At 71.7% G+C, this 18,165-nt stretch carries 18 protein-coding genes and 1 rRNA gene; 4 read left to right on the top strand and 15 right to left on the bottom strand.

Annotated elements, in window-relative coordinates; genetic code table 11:
• Positions 1-59 precede the first annotated feature (59 nt).
• The gene (locus ACI2L1_RS38565) at positions 60-1,442 is read left to right on the top strand and encodes an FAD-binding protein (RefSeq protein ID WP_404744108.1); all 1,383 of its coding nucleotides are present in this window, start codon (positions 60-62) and stop codon (positions 1,440-1,442) included.
• Here ACI2L1_RS38565 and ACI2L1_RS38560 read toward each other — a convergent pair.
• Entirely contained in the window at positions 1,429-2,385 is a 957-nt protein-coding gene (locus ACI2L1_RS38560; RefSeq protein WP_404744107.1) for an LLM class F420-dependent oxidoreductase, read from the bottom strand. The genes ACI2L1_RS38565 and ACI2L1_RS38560 overlap by 14 nt on opposite strands.
• Positions 2,386-2,440: 55 nt before the next feature.
• Here ACI2L1_RS38560 and ACI2L1_RS38555 point away from each other — a divergent pair, with 55 nt between their 5' ends.
• Positions 2,441-4,072, top strand: coding sequence for a PucR family transcriptional regulator (locus ACI2L1_RS38555; protein ID WP_404744106.1), 1,632 nt, complete (start codon positions 2,441-2,443; stop codon positions 4,070-4,072).
• On the opposite strand, the gene ACI2L1_RS38550 is transcribed toward ACI2L1_RS38555, so the two are convergent.
• From ACI2L1_RS38550 to ACI2L1_RS38525, 6 genes are all read right to left on the bottom strand, one after another.
• The gene (locus tag ACI2L1_RS38550; protein WP_404744105.1) at positions 4,069-5,205 is read right to left on the bottom strand and encodes a glycosyltransferase family 4 protein; all 1,137 of its coding nucleotides are present in this window, start codon (positions 5,203-5,205) and stop codon (positions 4,069-4,071) included. The genes ACI2L1_RS38555 and ACI2L1_RS38550 overlap by 4 nt on opposite strands.
• Positions 5,206-5,451: 246 nt before the next feature.
• The gene (locus ACI2L1_RS38545) at positions 5,452-6,156 is read right to left on the bottom strand and encodes a hypothetical protein (protein ID WP_404744104.1); all 705 of its coding nucleotides are present in this window, start codon (positions 6,154-6,156) and stop codon (positions 5,452-5,454) included.
• 44 nt (positions 6,157-6,200) lie between these two features.
• Positions 6,201-7,919 carry a DNA repair protein RecN gene (gene recN, locus ACI2L1_RS38540; protein ID WP_404744148.1) on the bottom strand — a complete coding sequence of 573 codons (1,719 nt, stop codon included), beginning with the start codon at positions 7,917-7,919 and terminating at the stop codon, positions 6,201-6,203.
• A gap of 186 nt (positions 7,920-8,105) precedes the next feature.
• Complete coding sequence (locus ACI2L1_RS38535; RefSeq protein ID WP_404744103.1) at positions 8,106-9,011, bottom strand: NAD kinase; 906 nt, start codon at positions 9,009-9,011, stop codon at positions 8,106-8,108.
• Complete coding sequence (locus ACI2L1_RS38530; protein ID WP_404744102.1) at positions 9,008-9,823, bottom strand: TlyA family RNA methyltransferase; 816 nt, start codon at positions 9,821-9,823, stop codon at positions 9,008-9,010. Before ACI2L1_RS38530 ends, ACI2L1_RS38535 begins: the two co-directional genes overlap by 4 nt.
• A gap of 7 nt (positions 9,824-9,830) precedes the next feature.
• Entirely contained in the window at positions 9,831-10,133 is a 303-nt protein-coding gene (locus tag ACI2L1_RS38525) for a hypothetical protein (RefSeq protein WP_404744101.1), read from the bottom strand.
• Positions 10,134-10,175: 42 nt separating this feature from the next.
• On the opposite strand from ACI2L1_RS38525, the gene ACI2L1_RS38520 reads away from it, so the two are divergent.
• Positions 10,176-10,523, top strand: coding sequence for an SCP2 sterol-binding domain-containing protein (locus ACI2L1_RS38520; RefSeq protein WP_404744100.1), 348 nt, complete (start codon positions 10,176-10,178; stop codon positions 10,521-10,523).
• On the opposite strand, the gene ACI2L1_RS38515 is transcribed toward ACI2L1_RS38520, so the two are convergent.
• The 4 genes from ACI2L1_RS38515 to ACI2L1_RS38500 all read right to left on the bottom strand — a co-directional run bounded on the left by ACI2L1_RS38515 (position 10,507) and on the right by ACI2L1_RS38500 (position 14,588).
• Entirely contained in the window at positions 10,507-11,394 is an 888-nt protein-coding gene (locus tag ACI2L1_RS38515) for an ABC transporter ATP-binding protein (protein WP_404744099.1), read from the bottom strand. The two genes, ACI2L1_RS38520 and ACI2L1_RS38515, sit on opposite strands and share 17 nt — an antisense overlap.
• Positions 11,391-12,428: a FecCD family ABC transporter permease gene (locus tag ACI2L1_RS38510; RefSeq protein ID WP_404744098.1), complete on the bottom strand. Its 1,038-nt coding sequence runs from the start codon at positions 12,426-12,428 to the stop codon at positions 11,391-11,393. The genes ACI2L1_RS38515 and ACI2L1_RS38510 overlap by 4 nt, the downstream gene beginning before the upstream one ends.
• A complete protein-coding gene (locus tag ACI2L1_RS38505) occupies positions 12,425-13,468 on the bottom strand; it encodes a FecCD family ABC transporter permease (RefSeq protein ID WP_404744097.1) in 1,044 nt (347 codons plus the stop codon). The genes ACI2L1_RS38510 and ACI2L1_RS38505 overlap by 4 nt, the downstream gene beginning before the upstream one ends.
• Positions 13,469-13,559: 91 nt before the next feature.
• The gene (locus ACI2L1_RS38500) at positions 13,560-14,588 is read right to left on the bottom strand and encodes an HAD hydrolase-like protein (RefSeq protein ID WP_404744096.1); all 1,029 of its coding nucleotides are present in this window, start codon (positions 14,586-14,588) and stop codon (positions 13,560-13,562) included.
• A gap of 71 nt (positions 14,589-14,659) precedes the next feature.
• Between ACI2L1_RS38500 and ACI2L1_RS38495 the strand changes: the two genes are divergently transcribed.
• Positions 14,660-15,952, top strand: coding sequence for a DUF1015 domain-containing protein (locus ACI2L1_RS38495; protein ID WP_404744095.1), 1,293 nt, complete (start codon positions 14,660-14,662; stop codon positions 15,950-15,952).
• Between the two features lie 54 nt (positions 15,953-16,006).
• On the opposite strand, the gene ACI2L1_RS38490 is transcribed toward ACI2L1_RS38495, so the two are convergent.
• The 4 genes from ACI2L1_RS38490 to rrf all read right to left on the bottom strand — a co-directional run.
• Positions 16,007-16,780 carry a hypothetical protein gene (locus ACI2L1_RS38490; protein ID WP_404744147.1) on the bottom strand — a complete coding sequence of 258 codons (774 nt, stop codon included), beginning with the start codon at positions 16,778-16,780 and terminating at the stop codon, positions 16,007-16,009.
• On the bottom strand, positions 16,672-17,358 hold the full coding sequence (locus ACI2L1_RS38485) for a hypothetical protein (RefSeq protein WP_404744153.1): 687 nt from the start codon (positions 17,356-17,358) through the stop codon (positions 16,672-16,674). Before ACI2L1_RS38485 ends, ACI2L1_RS38490 begins: the two co-directional genes overlap by 109 nt.
• Positions 17,359-17,424: 66 nt before the next feature.
• Positions 17,425-17,763: a hypothetical protein gene (locus ACI2L1_RS38480; protein WP_404744152.1), complete on the bottom strand. Its 339-nt coding sequence runs from the start codon at positions 17,761-17,763 to the stop codon at positions 17,425-17,427.
• A 297-nt stretch (positions 17,764-18,060) separates the two neighbouring features.
• A 5S ribosomal RNA gene (gene rrf / locus ACI2L1_RS38475) occupies positions 18,061-18,165 on the bottom strand; the annotation flags it as partial.

Genomic DNA, 18,165 nt, shown 5'->3' with positions numbered 1-18,165 from the left:
CACGCGGGAGGCCCGCATAGGCTGGGAACCCTCAGCCCCTGCACGAAAGGGGGCGCCCCATGGCATCCCCGTCGAAGGCGGGCGCGGCACTCTCCGCGCTGCGCGAGGATCTGGTCGGCGACGTGTTCGCTCCGGACGATCCGGGCTACGACGAGGCCCGGACCGTCTTCAACGCGATGATCGACCGCCGGCCCGCGGTGATCGCGCAGTGCGTGGACGAGGACGACGTCGTACGGACCGTGCGCTTCGCCCGCGACCTGGACCTGTCGATCGCGGTGCGCGGCGGCGGACACAGTGTGGCGGGCATGGCGCTGAACGACGGCGGAGTCGTCGTCGATCTGCGCCATATGCGCGCGGTCGCCGTGGACCCCGCGGCCGAGGCGGTACGGGTCGCGGGCGGCGCCACGATGAGCGACCTGGACCGCGCCTGCCAGCCCCACGGCCTCGCCACCACCGGAGGCCGGGCCTCCACCACCGGGGTGGGCGGCTTCGTCCTGGGCGGCGGCAGCGGCTGGCTGGAACGTTCCTGCGGCCTGGCGGTGGACAACCTCCTCGGCGCCGAACTGGTCACCGCCGACGGCACCAAGGTCCACGCGAGCGCGGACGACAACCCCGAGCTGTTCTGGGGCCTGCACGGTGGCGGCGGGAACTTCGGCATCGCCACCGCGCTCACCCTCAAACTGCACGAGCTGCCCGCTTTCTCCATCGCCCTCCTGATGTTCCTGCCCGAACATGGCCAGGAGGTCATCCGCACCTACCGCGAGATCATCGGGGCCGCCCCGGTGGAGGCAGGCGGCGGCATCCTGTTCCTCTGCGGCCCGCCCCAGCCGTTCGTGCCGCCGAACCTGGTCGGCAAGCTGGTGTGCGGTGCCCTGCTGGCGTACGCCGGGCCCGAGGAGGACCTCCGCAAGCTGGCCGAGCCGCTGCTGGCGCTGCCGCACGAGGTGGAGATCGTCAACGGGCTGCCTTACGCCGACTTCCAGTGCATGCTCGACGATCCGCCCGGCATGCGGAACTACTGGTCGGCGGAGTACTTGACGGGCCTGCCCGACGACCTCGTGGACGTCTTCTGCGCCCGTGCGGACTCCATGCCGCTGCCCTCCGGGAACCAGCAGATCCTGCTGCCGCAGGGCGGCGCGGTCGCCGACGGCCCCGCCGAGTGGCCGGTGCCCTACCGGGACGCGTTGTGGCTGGTGCACCCCTTCGGCATCTGGGAGAGTCCGGCCGACGACGAGCGGTGCGTCCAGTGGGTCCGCGACGTCCGCACCGACGTCCAGCCGTGGAGTACCGGCGCGGTCTACCTCAACTTCATCGGCGACGAGGGCGCCGACCGCGTGGTGGCCGGCGTCGGCACCGAGAACGCGCACCGGCTGGCCGCACTGAAACGCCGGTACGACCCGGACAACGTGTTCCGCTTCAACCACAACATCAGGCCGGCCTGAGCGCGGTCAGCGTGCGTTCCCCGCCCGGGTCGCCCGCCGTCGCCGGCACCAGGGCGACCTCGTCGAGCCCGGCCTCGGCATAGGCGTCGATCCGCGCGCGTACGGCGTCCAGGCCGCCCACCAGCGCGACCGTGCCCGCGGCCTCGGCGGGCAGGGCCCGCACCAGGGTCTCCCGGTCGGCCCCGCTCGCGGCCAGCTCCACGGCGCCCCCGAACCCGGCCTCGGCAAAGACCTCGCGGTAACCCGGCACGGTCAGGTACCCGGCGATGCTCCCCAGCACCTGCGCGAGGGACTCGGGCTCGGGGTCGACGGCCGCCGGCAGCCACGCGGCGAGCGTGGGCACCGTACGGCCCGCCTTCCCGGCCGCCGCGTCCAGCTCCGCGCGCAGCGCCCGCACCTGCTCCGGCGAGACCACGTCCAGCAGCATGCGGTCGGCGTGCGCGGCGGCCGTGGCGATCGCTCGGGGCCCGAACGCGGCCACGGTGAGCGGCCCTCCGGGCGGCGGCAGACGTCGGCGGAAAGAGCTGCCGGGCACGACCGGTTCACCCGGAGAAGCGTGCAGAAACCGTCGTACGGCTGCCGCGTGTTCCTCCAGTACGGCGGCGGGCCGCGCCCGGGGCCGGTCGTGCACGCCCTCCACCACCCGCTTGCTGGACGTGCCCAGCGCGACCCCGACCGGGCGGCCGACGAGCGCCGCGACCGAGGCGGCGCCCCGGGCCGAGGTGTACGGATCACGCACGTTCACCGGCACAGGCCCTGCGGTCAGCGCGACCCGCTCGGTGGCCCGCCCGATCGCCGCGGCGAGCACGAACGCGTCCCAGGTAGGCCCCTCCCCCGCCCACACCTCCCGATATCCGAGCCGGTCGGCGACCGCCGCCACCCTGAGCGGCTCCTCGACCGGACTGTCGTCCTCCCTGGCCACGGCCACCACGCTGAAGTCCATGCCCCGGCCGCTACCCCGACACGGCACCGGGCACGCCTCGGGTAGCGTCCGGCTCATGGACAGCGCTACGAACGGCGGATTCGAGACCCAGGGCGCCGGGATCACCGTGCAGCGTGCGCTGGAGCTGCCGGGTCTTCGCAGCGGGCTCCCGGAGATCCTCGCGGGCGCGGACCGGCTGCACCGGACCGTGCGCTGGGTACACACGGGCGAGGTCCCGAACATCGCTTCCCTGCTGAAGGGCGGGGAACTGCTGCTGACCACCGGCTACGGCCTCGGCACCCGGCCGGCCGAACAGCGCGCGTTCGTCCGTACGCTGGCCGAGCGCGGCATCGCGGCCCTGGTCGTCGAGCTCGGCCCGCGCTTCACCCGGCTGCCCGCGGCCCTCGTCGACACGGCCCGCGCGACGGGCCTGCCGCTCGTCCAACTGCACCGCGAGGTGCCGTTCGTGGCGGTCACCGAGGAGATCCACACCGAGATCGTCAACGGCCACTACGCGCTGCTCCAGCGCGCGGAGGAGGTGCACCGCCGCTGTACCGAGGCGCTGCTGGGCGGCGGCGGGGTCCCCCAGGTGCTCGGCATCCTGGCCGACTTCGGCGCCAACCCGGTCTTCCTGGAGACCACGGACGGCCAACTCCTGTACGCCGCCGGAGCGGGGCCCGAGGGCGCGGACCCGCTCCAGGTCTGGGAGGGGCTGCGCGGCCACCACAAGGACGCGCCTCCGGCCGGCTCGGTGCTCGTGGACGTACCCGGGGGCGGGCCCGGCACGGGATCGGTGCGGGCGCGACTGGTCCTGTTGCCGGTGCGGGGACCGATGGGACCGGTGCACCGGATGGCGGCGGAACGCGCCGCGGGCATCATCGCCGTCGTCCTGATGCAGGCCCGCCAGGAGGAGGAGCTGGCCGCACGGGGACGCGGCGACTTCCTGACCGACCTCGCCGAGGGCCGTATCGCCGCCGAGGACGCTCCCGCACAGGCGCGCGTGCTGGGCTTCAGGCCGGGCAGCGGCCCGCTGCTGCCCGTGGTGATGCACCTCGGCTCCTCGAGCGGCGGCTGGGCGGTGCTGGCGCGGGCGGTCTCCGAGGAGCTGGCCTCGGTCGGCGTACCGGTCCTGCTGGGTGTACGGCCAGTCGAGGGCCGCGTACTGGTGCTGCTCGGCCTGCGCGCGGAGCCGGAGCGGCCGACGGTCGCGGACCGGGTCGCGGCGGCGCTGCGGGCGGGAGTGGAGCGGACCGGGATGCAGCGGCCCGGCGCTCAGCCACCGGTCGTGGTGGTCGCGGTCGCGGGCAGCTGGGCGGCGGCCTCGGCGGGCCTGCGGCACGCGGCGGAGACGGCGACGGCGGCACAGGGACTGTCCGACCGCCCCTGGTACGACGCCCGCCGCCTCGACATCGACCTCCTGCTGTGGCGGATGCGCGACCACCCGGACCTCGGTGCGTTCGTGGACCGCGCCATCGGCCCGCTGCGCGCCCACGACGACCGCGCGAAGCCGCCGTTGCTGCCCACCCTGGAGACCTATCTGGCGCACGCCGGCCGCAAGGCGGAGACCGCCCGCGCACTCCACCTGAACCGGCAGACCCTCTACAACCGCCTCGCCCGCATCGGCGAGTTGCTCGGCACGGACCTCGACGACCCGCAGACGGTACTGGCATTGAGCCTGGCACTCCGGGCACGCAGACACGTGCCCTAGAGGAGCGGCAGAGGCTGGGTCAACTCGTCATAGACGCTGAGCACTTGCGCGACGGTCTCGTCCTCGGTCGGCCAGGTGGCCGCCTGCCGCACCCCCCGCTCCCTCAGCAGCTCCCGGCGCTCCGGATCGCCGAGCAGTCGAACGACGGCCGCGGCGAGTGCCTCCGGGTCGCCGTACGGGACGAGTTCGGCCGCGTCGCCGACGAGGTCGGGGATACCGCCGACCGCGGTCGCGACGAGCGGCACGCGCGCGTGGAAGGCCTCCTGGGCGAGAACGGACCGCGCCTCCCAACGACTCGGCAGGATCGCGAGATCGGCTGCCGCGAGAAGTTCGGAGACGTCGTCACGCCGCCCGATCAGCCGGACGGGCAGCCCCTCGTCCTCGATACGGCTCTGCAGGACCGTCCGCAGCGGCCCCTCCCCCGCGACGACGACCAGCGGCACGGGGTCGAGAAGGCGCCACGCGCGTGTGGCGTCCAGCAGTGTCTCGTAGCCCCGGTGCTTGTCCAGGCTGCCGACGGCCATCAGCAACGGGCGTCCGGTGGCGCCGAGTTCGGCCCGCACCTTGGGCCGTAGCCGGTCGGGGTCCTCCTGCTCGACGGCCCCGCGCGGCACGGGCAGGGCGACGGCGGCGAGCCGCGCGTCCCGGGCACCGGTACTGCGCGCCCGGTCAACGAGCGCCGAGGTGGATCCGAGCACCACGGACGCGGCCCTGACGACGCGATGTTCGAGGAGGCGCACGAAATGAGCCCGCGCGCCCTCGGCATACGCCCGATCGTGCCAGGTGACGACCAGCGGAGTCCGCCGCCCGCTGAGCGCCAGCACCGCACGGAACGACGCGTGCAGCCCGTGCGCGTGCACCAGATCGGCGTCCGCGCATGCCGCCCGTAGCACGGCCACGGAGGTCGGGTCGCTGCTGCGCGGCACATGCACATGTTCGGCACCGGCCCCGGAGAAGTCGTAGGCGCGATCCGCCTCGACGGGGGCGCACACCGTGACCCGCACGCCCCGCGCGACAAGCCCCGAGGTCAGGGAGCGCACATGCGCGCTGCTGCCGGCATTGCCGCCGCCCAGCACCTGCACGGTGCGCAGCGACGACTGGCCGTGCGGTGAGTGGCTGCTCACGGGGGTCACGTGGCCGGGGCTCCTGGTTCGGGTCGGACGGTCACGAGGAAACGTACAGAAGGTATCGAGCGGAGGGGTGTACCGCGCGCTTCCTACGCGTGATGGGTTCTCTGCCAAGGATGCCAGGACGTACGGGTGTTCCGTGCATGCAGAGAACGGGGGAAGGGTGTGTGGGGCGAGTCGGGGTCACTCACAAGAGTGAGGGAGCGGTGTCCACGCTGCTTTTAGGGGCGCGGGGCTGCATTGAATTTGCGGCTACCGCCGCGCGGGCGCGACCAGCCCCCACCGGCCGTCAGACGAAAAACGACTCACATGGTCCCCACGGACAGCCGCAGCAACAACCGCAACCGCATGCACAAGGAGCCCCACCCTCCCGCTCCCGGCGACGACAGCAGTTCCCAACGCCGCCCCCAACGCATGCGCCCCGGCATCCCCGATCATCACACGCTCAGCGAGGTCATCCGGCAACACGGCAACCCCGGCACCCACGGCCACCGCCGCCAACTCCGACCGCACCATCCCCGGCACCCCGAGCGCGACCACCGCACCGGCCGCCCGCCCGGGCCGTACATCCACAAGGTTGACGAAATGCGCGGCCCCGGCGATCACCACACCCGCCAGCGCCTTGTCGACGACCCGCTCCTTCATCAGCGCGCCCGCGACCAGCCCGGCCGCCGAAATCCCGACCAACTTGACGGCCCCGCTGGTGACTTCACCGTCCCGCAGCGCGGCGAGATGCGCCCGGAACCCCCGCCGATGGTCCCCGGCGAGGTCGTCGTACGCCCCACAGAGCCCTGCGACGGCGACAGCAAACCCCGCGGCGGGGCGAACCCGCCCCGCGGCCAAGGCCACCGCCAGCGCACTCGCGGGCCCGGCGTACAACTCGACCGTCCGCCCGGCGTAGTTCGTCCGCTCCCACCGTTCCCGCCCGCCCGGCGCCTTGGCGCGAAGGACGGCCATACCGGCACGGGTCATCGCAGCGGTGACCGCCAGCGCCGCACCCCTCACGCGTCCGCCCGAGCCGTGGCCAGCAACTCCTCCGCATGCGCCCGGGCCGTCTCGGAGTCCTCCTGCCCTGCGAGCATCCGGGACAGCTCCCGGACCCGTTCCTCGCCCTCCAGGACCTTCACGCCGGACCGGGTGACGGATCCGTCGTTGGTCTTCTCGACCAGCAACTGCCGGTCGGCGAAGGCGGCGACCTGAGGAAGATGCGTCACGACGACGACCTGCGCGGTCTTCGCGAGCCGCGCGAGCCGCCGCCCGATCTCGACCGCGGCCTTGCCGCCGACACCGGCGTCGACCTCGTCGAAGAGATAGGTCGGCACGGGGTCGGTACCCGCGAACACCACCTCGACGGCCAGCATCACGCGCGAGAGCTCACCACCGGACGCGCCCTTGGCGATCGGCCGCGGCGGCGCACCCGGGTGCGGGGCGAGCAGCAGTTCGACCTCGTCGACACCGGACGGCCCGTACGCGACAGCGCGACCGCCGACCTCCACGCCCTCCGGGTCCTCGGTCTGCCGTAGGGCGAAGGACACACGCGCGTGGGGCATCGCCAGCGAGGCCAGCTCCGCCGTCACCGCCGCCGCAAACCTCTCGGCGGCCTCCGTCCGGGCATCCGTCAACGCCTGTGCCAGCCCACCCAGTTCGGCCCTGAGCCCGTCCCGCTCGGCGGTCAGCTCGTCGATCCGCTCGTCGTCGCTGTCGAGTTCGGTGAGCCGCGCGGCACTCTGCTCGGCCCAGGTGAGCACGCCGGCGACATCCTCGCCGTACTTCCGCGTCAGCGCGGTGAGCGCGGCCCGCCGCTCCTCGACGGCCGACAGCCGCAGCGGATCGGCGTCGAGATCGTCGGCGTATCCCGCGAGCTCCCCGGCCACATCGCCCAACAGGATCCCGATCTCCCCGATCCGGTCGGCGAGCGCGGCAAGAGCGGGGTCGTACGACCGTACGGCCTCCAGAGCCCGCTGAGCACCCGCCACGAGCGTCGCGGCATCGATCCCCTCAGGATCCTCGGGATTCCCGGCAACGGCGGCATGAGCGGCCGTGGCAGCCGACGACAGGGCCTCGGCATGCCCGAGCCGCTCCGCCTCCTCCGCCAGCTCGACGTCCTCGCCCGCCCGAGGCTCCACGCCGGCGATCTCGTCGAGCCCGTACCGCAGCATGTCGGCTTCCTGGGCCCGCTCACGCGCGCGCGTGACGATCTCGTCCAGCTCGACGGAGACGGCCCGCAGCCGCCGGTAGGCCTCGGTGTACTTGGCCAGCGGCACGGCGACGGCGTCACCCGCGTACCGGTCGAGCGCCTGCCGCTGCCGGGTCAGCTTGAGCAGCCCCTGCTGATCGGTCTGCCCGTGCACGGCGACCAGCTCATCGGCGAGCTCGGCAAGCACCCCGACGGGTACCGACCGACCGCCCAGATGCGCCCGGGACCGCCCTTCGGCGGAAACGGTACGGCTGATCAACAGCGCCCCGTCGTCGATCTCCGCCCCGGCCTCCTCGGCCCGTACGACGACGGAGTCACCGCCGGACACACTGATCCGCCCCTCCACGACCGCCTTGTCGGCCCCGATCCGCACCAGCGCCGGGTCGGCCCGCCCACCGAGCAGCAGCCCGAGGCTGGTGACCACCATGGTCTTGCCCGCGCCCGTCTCACCGGTGACAGCCGTGAACCCGGGCGACAGCTCGACGACGGCGTCATCGATGACTCCGAGCGACCGTATCCGCATCTCTTCCAGCACGGTGAAGACCTTACGAGGTCCAGCCAACGAGATGCGAGGCCCCCTGTCACTCGGGCGAGTGGAGGTATTCAGGGGCGCGGGGCTGTGTTGAATGTGCGGCTACCGCCGCGCGGGCGCGACAAGCCACAAATCACCCGCACCCGCCAACGCTCCGCAACCAGCCCCCACAGCCGGCTAGTGAGGCGCCCCCCGCCATCCAGAAACGGGCAACGCAAACTTCGCCACAAGCCGATCCGTGAACGAGGCATGATGCAGCCGAGCCAACCGCACCGGCACGGCCCCCCGCCGAACCTCCACCCGAGCCCCCGGCGGCAAGTCAAACGTCCGCCGCCCGTCACACCACAACACACCCGGCGGAATATGAGGCAGCAACTCCACGGCCAGCACAGAGTTCGGCGAGGTGACCAACGGCTTCGCGAACAACGCATGCGCGGAGATCGGCACCATCAACAGCGCCTCGACCTCGGGCCACACCACTGGCCCACCCGCGGAGAACGCATAGGCCGTGGATCCCGTGGGCGTGGACAGCACAATCCCGTCACACCCGAACCCCGTCACCGGCCGCCCGTCGATCTCCAGCACGACCTCAAGGAGCTTCTCCGCACCGGCCTTCTGAACAGCAGCCTCGTTCAAAGCCCAGTCGGTGTGAACGATGTCCCCGTTCCGGTGAACGACGACATCGACGGTCATCCGCTCCTCGACCTCGTACGCCTTGGTCACCACCCGGTCGACGACCTTGTCGAGATCGTCCCGCTCGGCCTCCGCGAGGAACCCGACACTGCCCAGGTTGACGCCGAGCATCGGCACCCCGGACGCGCGAGCGAACTCGGCCCCCCGCAGCAGCGTCCCGTCACCGCCGAGCACGATGAGCAGCTCGCACCCTTCGAGGCACTGCGCAGTCGCCTCCTTGACGAGCTCCACCTCGGGCGGCAGCGGCAGGTCGGCGGCCTCGTACTCCAGGACGCGCACGCCGATCTCGGAGCGCAGCAGCCCCTTCACCACGAGCTCGGCACTGCGGATGGCGGCGGGCCGCCCGGTGTGCGCGAGCAGGAAAACAGTACGAGATCGGTTCGGTGTCACCGCGGCCCCTCCGCCACTGCACGGTCAACATCGGCCGGGTCCAGAGCGGGCGCCCCGGCACGCAGCCACAGAAAGTATTCGACATTGCCCGAGGGTCCGGGCAACGGACTGGCCGTGACGCCGTTCACCCCGAGCCCGAGTTCGGCCGCCTTCTCGGCCACCCCGCGCACGGCCTCGGCCCGCAGCTGCGTACTGCGTACGACTCCCCCGCTGCCCAGCCGTTCCTTACCCACCTCGAACTGCGGCTTCACCATCATCACCAGATCGGCATCCGGCTTCGTACACCGCACCAGGGCGGGCAGCACCAGTCCGAGCGGAATGAAGGACAGATCCCCCACGACAAGATCCACTGGTTCCCCATCGATCGCTTCGAGCGTCAACTCGCGTACGTTCGTACGGTCCTTGACGGTGACGCGTTCATCGCTCTGGAGAGACCACGCGAGTTGGCCGTAGCCGACGTCGACGGCGACCACGTGCGCGACCCCGGCCCGCAGCAGCACATCCGTGAAACCCCCGGTGGAGGCGCCGGCGTCCAGTGCCCGACGCCCCTCGACGGCCAACCCGCGCGGCCCGAACACCTCAAGCGCACCCGCAAGCTTGTGCCCACCCCGGGACACGTAGTCGGGATCGCTGCCGTCGCTCTGGACCACGATCGCGGCCGCGGTCTCCACCTGGGTGGCGGACTTGGTCGCGACGGTCTTGCCGACGGTGACCCGCCCGGCCGCGATCAGTTGCCCGGCGTGCTCGCGCGAACGCGCGAGCTTCCGCCGGACCAGCTCCGCGTCCAGACGACGGCGTGCGACTCCTGCCACGTTCGGTTCAGCTCCTAGTGCCATACGAGGGTGAGGGCGCCCTCTGGTCATACGACGGCGAGGGCGCCGGCGGTCCCGGGCGCGCGTCGAGCGCGGTGAGCGCGTCGCGCAGCCCCCGGTGTACATCCTCGTACACCTCGACGTGGCCGTCCGTGGCGAGGTGGTCGGCGTCGCCCAGCCGCTCCAGTTGGGCGTCGACCTCGGCGTTGCCGGTGGGGGTGCGGGGGACGTCCAGGGGGGCGGGGGCAGCGGGGTCGTACTCGGGTTCGACCGCGACCTCTTGTGAAGGCTCTGGAACTGCGTCGCTCATGCCCAGACGCTACCCCGAACAGCTGGGGTACCGTCGACCGCGATGGCCACGATCGAGGAGTGCCACGCCGCACTCGAAAAGCTCTCCGACAACATGGGGAACGCCGAAGGGGATGTCGCCGCGGCAGCGTCGATGGACCGCTCGGTGAGCTGCCGTATCACCGATCTCGACGTCACCTTCGTCGGCCGGATGACCGGCGGCCGGATCGTGGTGCGGGACACCCTCCAGGGCCCTCCGCAGGAGAAGGCCCAGATCAGGCTGACCATGGCCGGCGACGACCTGGTGGCCCTGGTGAACGGTGAGCTGAACTTCGCCAAGGCCTGGGGCTCGGGCCGGGTCAAGCTGGAGGCGGGTCTGAGGGACCTGTTCCAGCTCAGGAAGCTTCTGTAGCGCCCACCGTCTCGCTGTCGGCCTCCACGCGCGTACGTGCCTTTCGCGCGGCCGGCACCACCAGCGGCGTCCCCGTCTCCGGGTCGTCGATCACCTGGCAGCGCAGCCCGAAGACCTCCTCGACCAGCTGGGCCGTGACGATGTCCCTCGGGGAGCCCTCTGCGATGATCTTCCCGCTCTTGAGCGCGATGAGATGCGTGGCGTACCGGGCCGCGTGGTTGAGGTCGTGCAGCACCGCGACCAGGGTGCGGCCCTGCTCCTCGTGCAATTCGGCGCAGAGGTCGAGGACGTCGATCTGGTGCTGGATGTCGAGGTAGGTCGTCGGCTCGTCGAGCAGCAGCAGCGGGGTCTGCTGGGCGAGCGCCATCGCGATCCACACCCGCTGCCGCTGACCGCCGGACAGCTCGTCGACGTACCGCTCGGCGAGCTCCGCGATCCCGGTCTGCCGCATGGACTCCTGGACGACCCGCTCGTCCTCGGTGGACCACTGGCGCAGGATGCCCTGGTGCGGATAGCGGCCGCGGCCGACCAGGTCGGCGACGGTGATCCCGTCGGGCGCGATCGAGGACTGCGGGAGCAGGCCCAGGGTGCGGGCGACTTTCTTCGCCGGCATCGACTGGATGACCTGCCCGTCGAGCAGCACCTTGCCCTGGCTGGGCTTGAGCATCCGCGAGAGGGCCCGCAGGAGTGTGGACTTGCCGCACGCGTTCGGACCGACGATCACCGTGAAGGAGTTGTCGGGTATCTCCACCGACAGCTGCTCGGCGATGACGCGCTGGTCGTAGGCGAGGGTGACGGTGTCGGCGGACAGGCGGTTCACGGTGCTCCTTGTGTTGTTCAGTCCGCTGTTGAGGACGCTCTCGGCACTCATATCCGGCCCGCCTTGCGCTCGGTGACCAGGAGCCACAGCAGGTAGACGCCGCCGAGGACTCCGGTGACCACACCGACGGGCAGCTGGTCGGCGCCGAAGACCTTCTGCGAGACCCAGTCGGCGGTGACCAGGAGAGTGGCGCCCATGCAGAGGGACGGCAGCAGGTTGGGGCCGGGCGAGCGGGTGAGGCGGCGGGCCAGCTGCGGTGAGGTGAGCGCGACGAAGCTGACCGGTCCGGCGGCCGCGGTGGCGGCGGCGGTGAGCAGGACGGCCGCGACCAACAGCAGCAGCCGTACCCGCTCCACACGCACACCCAGGGCGTTCGAGACGTCGTCGCCCATCTCCATCATCCTGAGGCCGCGCCCGTTGGCGAGGACCAGCGGAACGAGGATCGCGCACAGCCACAGCAGCGGCCAGACCTGCGCCCAGTCACGGCCACTGAGCGAGCCGGTCATCCAGACGACGGCCTGGGCCGCCTCGGTGAGGGTGGACCGGGTCAGCAGATAGCCGTTGACGGCGGTGACGATCGCGGAGACACCGATACCGACCAGGACCAGCCGGTATCCGTGGACGCCCTGTTTCCAGGCGAGCAGATAGATGGCGAGCCCGGTGACCAGCCCGCCCACGAGCGCGCCCGTGGTGATCTGGGCGGCGCTCCCGGAGAACAGCACGATCATCGTGAGCGCCCCGGCCGTCGCTCCCTGGGAGAGCCCGAGCACGTCCGGACTGCCCAGCGGGTTGCGGGAGATGGCCTGGAACAGCGCGCCCCCGAGCCCGAGCGAGGCACCCACGAGAAGTCCGACGAGGACCCTCGGCAGCCGCAGCTCGTTGACGATGAACTCCTGCCCCGCGTTGCCGTTCCCGAGCAGCGTCTTCAGGACGTCCCCTGCGGGGATCGGGAAGTCGCCGGTACCGATCAGCACGACACTCGCGGCGAGGGCGGCGAGCAGTACCAGGGCGACGACGACAGTGGCCCGGACGTCCAGCCGGAGGGAGAGCCCGCCGGCGGTCCTGATGGCACGGTTGGTCCTCACAGCTGCGCCGTCCTCCGCCGTCGTACGAGAAAGATGAAGACCGGGCCGCCGATGAGCGCGGTGACGATGCCGACCTGGAGCTCCGCGGGCCTCGCGACGATCCGCCCGATGACGTCGGAGCCGAGCAGCAGCACAGGCGACAGCACGGTCGCGTACGGCAGGATCCAGCGCAGGTCGGGGCCGGTGAAGGAGCGCACGATGTGCGGCACCATCAGGCCGACGAACACGATCGGCCCGCAGGCCGCCGTCGCCGCACCGCACAGCACGGTCGCGGAGAGCATGGCCAGCGCCCGGGTGCGGTTGAGGTGGGCGCCGAGGGCCTTGGCGGTGTCGTCGCCCATCTCCATCGCGTTGAGCGGGCGGGCCAGCGCGAGGGCGAGGAGTGAGCCGGCCGCGAGGAACGGCAGCACCTGCATGATGGTCGAGTTGTTCGCCGAGGACAGCGAACCGACCGTCCAGAAGCGCATCTTGTTGAGGGCCTGGTCGTCGGTGATCATCACGGCCTGGAGATAGCCGTACAGCGCCGCGCTGATCGCCGTGCCGGCCAGCGCGAGCCGCACCGGTGTCGCCCCCCGGCTGCCGCCGAGGAACCAGACCAGCGCACCGACCGCGGCCGCGCCCAGGAAGGCGAACCACACATAGCCGCTGAGCGAGGTGACACCGAAGAAGGTGATCGCGGTGACGACCGCGGCGGACGCGCCCGCGTTGATGCCGAGCAGCCCGGGGTCGGCCAGCGGATTGCGGGTGAGCGCCTGGAGCACCGCGCCTGACAGCCCGAGCGCGGCGCCGGCCAGCAGTCCGAGGATCGTCCGCGACAGCCGGTCGGCCACCACGACGTCGCCGTAGGTCCCCGTGTCGTGGAAGAGACCGTGCCAGACCTGCCCGACGGACAGCCCCTTCGCACCGATCGCGATGCTCGCCACCGCGACGGCCAACAAGATCGCCACGGAGACGAGGAGCCCAAGGACTCGTATCGCCTGGCGGGTTGGGGGCGCGGGGGCGGTCTCCACGCGCTGTTCAGGAGGACTGTCGACCAACACGCAGTTAGGTTAGCCTACCCTGCCAACCAGTCACGATCCTGAGGTCCGAACCGTACGCGGACTCACAGGAACGCACCCACGGCGACGCCTCTCACAGCCCCAACCTGGCCAGTGCCTTCCCCGCATCGAGCCCGCACACACCTTCCCCGGCCTCCGTCCAGGCCGCCGCGCACAGTGCCCGAAGCCCGTCCAGGGCCTCACCTTCACCGTCGATTTCCAGCTGCTCCCTCCCGGCCGCAGCCGTCCACCCCCCGCACCGGAAACCGTCTCCCGCCTCGCTGACCTCGGGCTGCCCGGTGAGCAGACCCCGCAGATCGGCGTCCACATAGGTCGGCCGGTGCTGCGGCGGCGCGGCCAGCAACTGGGCGCCGTCGGTGACGCCGGTGAGCACCAGCAGCGAGTCCACCTCGCCGTTGAACGCGCCCTCGATGTCGGTGTCCAGCCGGTCCCCGACGACCAACGGCCGCTTCGCACCGGTCCGCAGGATCGTCTCCCGGTGCATGGGCGGCAGCGGCTTGCCCGCGACCTGCGGCTCGGCACCGGTCGCTATCCGCACGACCTCCACCGCGGCGCCGTTGCCCGGCGCGATCCCCCGCCCGCTCGGAATCGTGAGGTCGGTGTTGGACGCGAACCACGGCACCCCGCGCGCGACGGCGTACGAAGCCTCCGCGAACCGCCCCCAGGGCAGGTCGGGTCCGCCGAACCCCTGCACCACGGCCGCCGGATCGTCGTCCGCCGACTCGACGGGCTCAAGACCGCGCTCCCGCAGCGCCACCCGCAGCCCCTCACCCCCGATGACGAGCACCCTGGAGCCTTCCGGCACCTGCTCACTGATCAGCCGCGCAACCGCCTGGGCGGAGGTGATGACGTCGCCGGCCCCCGTCGGTATCCCCAGCTCGGTGAGGTGTTCGGCCACGGTGTCGGGCGTGCGCAGCGCGTTGTTGGTGACATAGGCGAGGTGCATCCCACCCTCACGGGCGACGGCGAGCGACTCGACCGCGTGCACGATCGCGTTCCCGCCCGCGTACACCACCCCGTCGAGGTCGAGCAGCGCGGTGTCATACCCCTCGCTCAGGGCCCGCCCACTGCTCTCGGGCCTCGTCCTCACGCCCTGGCTCATTCCGCATCGCTCCTAGTTCGACGGCTTTCCCCGATCATCCCCCATGCCACTGACACCCGTACGATGCCGGGATGAACACAGCAGGTCACCCGGAAGCAACGGCGCGCCGAGGCCTGGAACTCACCCCGTTCCGAGGCCTGCGATACGACCCCGACCGGGTCGGCAGCCTTGCCGCCGTGACATCCCCGCCGTACGACGTCGTGGTCCGCCCCGACGGCCTGCACCAGCTCCAGTCCAACGACCCGTACAACATCGTCCGGCTGATCCTCCCGCAGGCGGCGACCCCGGCCGAGCGCAACGCACAGGCGGCCCGCACCCTGCGCGACTGGCTGTCCGAGGGCATCCTGGCCGCCGACGCCGAGCCCGGCCTGTACGTCTACGAACAGCACGACGACGCCGGCCTGCTCCAGCGCGGGATCATCGGCATTCTGCGTCTGTCGGAGCCGTCGGAGGGCGTGGTCCTGCCGCACGAGGACGTCATGCCGCACGTCGTCGCCGACCGCGCGGCCCTGATGCGCGCCACTTCGGCGAACCTGGAGCCCCTGCTCCTCACCTACCGCGGCAACGGCTCGACATCCGTCACCACAGCCGCGGTGGAACACACGGCCGAGCAGCCCCCGCTTCTCGCCACCACCACCGAGGACGGCTACAGCCACCGCCTGTGGTCGATCACCGACCCGGCCGACGTGGCCCGCATCCAGGCCGACCTGGCCCAGCACCAGGCCCTCATCGCCGACGGCCACCACCGCTGGGCGACCTACCGCCGGCTTCGCACGGAGCACCCCTCCCCCAGCCCGTGGGACCACGGCCTGGTCCTCCTCGTCGACACGGCCCGCTACCCGCTCCGCGTCCGCGCCATCCACCGCCTCCTGCACGGCGTCCCGTTGGCCCGGTCTGTGTCTCTCCTCGACGGCCATTTCCGCGTACGACACCTCGACGTCCACCTGACAGAGGCGCTGGAGATCCTCTCCGACGCGGCCTGCGCGGGCAACGCCTTCCTGCTCGCCGGCGACGGCGCCTTCCACCTCGTGGACCGCCCCGATCCCGATCTCCTCTCCCGTACCATCCCCACGGACCGCCCCACCGCCTGGCGCACTCTGGACGCGACGGTCCTGCACGCCACGCTCCTCGCCCACATCTGGCACATCCCCGAGGACGACCCCGCTCGCATCGCCTACATCCACGACACCGCCGCCACAGTCGAGAAGGCGGAACGCGACGGCGGTACGGCGGTCCTCATGCACCCGGTCCGCGAGGAGGTCGTCCGCGACCTGGCCCGCCAGGGCGTCACGATGCCCCGCAAGTCGACGTCGTTCGGCCCGAAGCCGGCGTCGGGCCTCGTCCTTCGCGCACTGGACGTATAACGCAACAAGGGGCGGGATCCCGGGATCCCGCCCCTTGTTGATCGACTGCGTATGTCAGTCCTTGAGGTCGCCCGGCTCGCCCGCTTCGCCCTCTTCGTCGTCTGCTTCCTCTACGACCTTCTCGGCGGCCTCAATGTCAACCTCGGCCTCGTCGAAGGCGTCGACGAACTCGACCCCGTCCAGCTCGGCGAGCCGGTCGGAGGCGTCCGTGCTGCCGTCCTTGTCGGACTCCACGGCCTTGGCGAACCACTCCCGCGCCTCGCCCTCCCGGCCGACGGCGAGCAGCGCGTCGGCATACGCGTAGCGCAGTCGCGCGGTCCACGGCTGCACGGAGTTGGAGGCCAACTCCGGGCTCTGCAGCGTCACGATGGCCGCGTCCAGCTGCCCCATGTCCCGCCGGGCACCAGCGGCGACGAGCCGCATCTCGACCTGACCGGCCTTGTCCAGCTTGTGCACCTCGGGCGCCCCGGCCATGTCCAGCGCCTTCTCCGGCCGCCCGAGCCCACGCTCACAGTCGGCCATGACCGGCCACAGCTCCACGTGCCCTGTCATCCGCCGCGCGGCCCGGAACTCGGCGAGCGCCTCGCTGTACTTCTGGTTCGCGTACGCCGCGAACCCGGCCGCCTCCCGTACGGCGGCGACACGCGACGCCAGCCGCAGGGCCACCTTGGAGTAGCCGTAGGCACCTTCGGGGTCCTCGTCGATGAGCCGGGCAACCATCACCAGGTTCTTGGAGACGTCCTCCGCGAGCCCCTTCGGCAGGCTCTGCAGCTCCTGCCGTACGTCCTTGTCGATCTCGTCGCCCGTGACGTCTTCGGGGATCGGCAGCCGCTTGATCGGCTCACGGTCCCGGTCACGCTCCTCACGGAAACGCCCACCACCGCGCCGGTCGTCACCGCCTCGCCGGTCATCCCGGCCGCGGAACCCACCGGGGCGTCCACCGCGGTCGTCCCTGCGGGGGCCACCACGGTCGTCCCTGCGGGGAGCACCACGGTCGTCCCGCCGATCGTCGCGACGGAAACCACCACGATCACCGCCGCGATCACCGCCGCGGTTGTCGTCACGGCGGAAACCGCCACGGTCGCCGCGGTTGTCGTCACGACGATTGTCGTCACGACGGTCGTTGTCGCGACGGAAACCACCGCGGTCGTCGCCACGCCGGTCGTCACGGCGGTCGTCACGGCGACCGTACCCAGCACCGCGGTTGTCATCGCGACGGAAGCCCCCGCGATCACCACGATCCCCGCGGTCGTCACGCCGGAAGCCACGGTCGCGGTCATCCCCGCGGGGGCTGCGGTCACGGTCGTCACGCCGGCCGTAGCCGCCACCACCGCGGCTGTCGTCTCGACGGAAACCGCCACGGTCCCCGCGATCGTCCCCACGCCGGTCATCACGACGGTCGTCACGACGCCCGTACCCACCACCGCGGTTGTCATCGCGACGGAAGCCACCACGGTCGTCGTCGCGACGCTCTACGCGTTCGCCCCTGTCACCCCGGTCACCGCGGTCGTCACGGCGGAAAGCGGGCCGGTCACCATCGCGCCGGAACCCGCGGTCGCGGTCGTCACGGCGGGGTCCAGCCGGACGGTCGTCACGACGGAACGCGGGGCGAGCCCCACGATCGCCGTCACGCCGGTCGTCGCGTCGGTCGTCTCGTCGACCGTAGCCACCGCCGCCACCACTGCCACCGCGGTTGTCGTCACGACGGAAGCCGCCACGGTCCCCACGGTCGTCGCCCCGACGATCGTCACGGCGGTCGTCCCGCCGACCGTAGCCACCGCCGCCACCACTGCCACCGCGGTTGTCGTCACGACGGAACGCGGGACGGTCCCCACCACCGCGATTGCCGCCACGGTCGTTGGCGCCACGGTCGTTGGCGCCACGGTCACTCCCACCGCGGTCGTTGTCGCGGCGGAAGCCGCCACGGTCCCCCCGGTAGCCGCGATCGCCACGGTCACCACTGTCCCGTCGCCGCTGGTCGCGCTCCGGTCGGTCGTCGGGAGAGTTGGTGGACATGGTGACTCCTGTCATCGGTACTGCAAGCATTCTAAAAACAAAAGGACCCCTGGTCCCAGCTGAACGCTGGGACCAGGGGTCCTCCAAAGATTGTTCGGCGGCGTCCTACTCTCCCACAGGGTCCCCCCTGCAGTACCATCGGCGCTGTAAGGCTTAGCTTCCGGGTTCGGAATGTAACCGGGCGTTTCCCTCACGCT

The sequence above is a fragment of the Streptomyces sp. NPDC019531 genome, assembly GCF_044903305.1.
Classification (GTDB): domain Bacteria; phylum Actinomycetota; class Actinomycetes; order Streptomycetales; family Streptomycetaceae; genus Streptomyces.
The sequence above is the reverse complement of the archived record's forward strand: the minus strand, read 5'-3'. Positions and strand labels throughout refer to the sequence as shown.

Coding starts and splice junctions, on each gene's coding strand:
- ACI2L1_RS38565 (WP_404744108.1), top strand. CDS start 60: ATGGCATCCCCGTCGAAGGCGGGCGCGGCACTCTCCGCGCTGCGCGAG.
- ACI2L1_RS38560 (WP_404744107.1), bottom strand. CDS start 2,385: ATGGACTTCAGCGTGGTGGCCGTGGCCAGGGAGGACGACAGTCCGGTC.
- ACI2L1_RS38555 (WP_404744106.1), top strand. CDS start 2,441: ATGGACAGCGCTACGAACGGCGGATTCGAGACCCAGGGCGCCGGGATC.
- ACI2L1_RS38545 (WP_404744104.1), bottom strand. CDS start 6,156: ATGGCCGTCCTTCGCGCCAAGGCGCCGGGCGGGCGGGAACGGTGGGAG.
- recN (WP_404744148.1), bottom strand. CDS start 7,919: ATGCGGATACGGTCGCTCGGAGTCATCGATGACGCCGTCGTCGAGCTG.
- ACI2L1_RS38525 (WP_404744101.1), bottom strand. CDS start 10,133: ATGAGCGACGCAGTTCCAGAGCCTTCACAAGAGGTCGCGGTCGAACCC.
- ACI2L1_RS38520 (WP_404744100.1), top strand. CDS start 10,176: ATGGCCACGATCGAGGAGTGCCACGCCGCACTCGAAAAGCTCTCCGAC.
- ACI2L1_RS38515 (WP_404744099.1), bottom strand. CDS start 11,394: ATGAGTGCCGAGAGCGTCCTCAACAGCGGACTGAACAACACAAGGAGC.
- ACI2L1_RS38500 (WP_404744096.1), bottom strand. CDS start 14,588: ATGAGCCAGGGCGTGAGGACGAGGCCCGAGAGCAGTGGGCGGGCCCTG.
- ACI2L1_RS38495 (WP_404744095.1), top strand. CDS start 14,660: ATGAACACAGCAGGTCACCCGGAAGCAACGGCGCGCCGAGGCCTGGAA.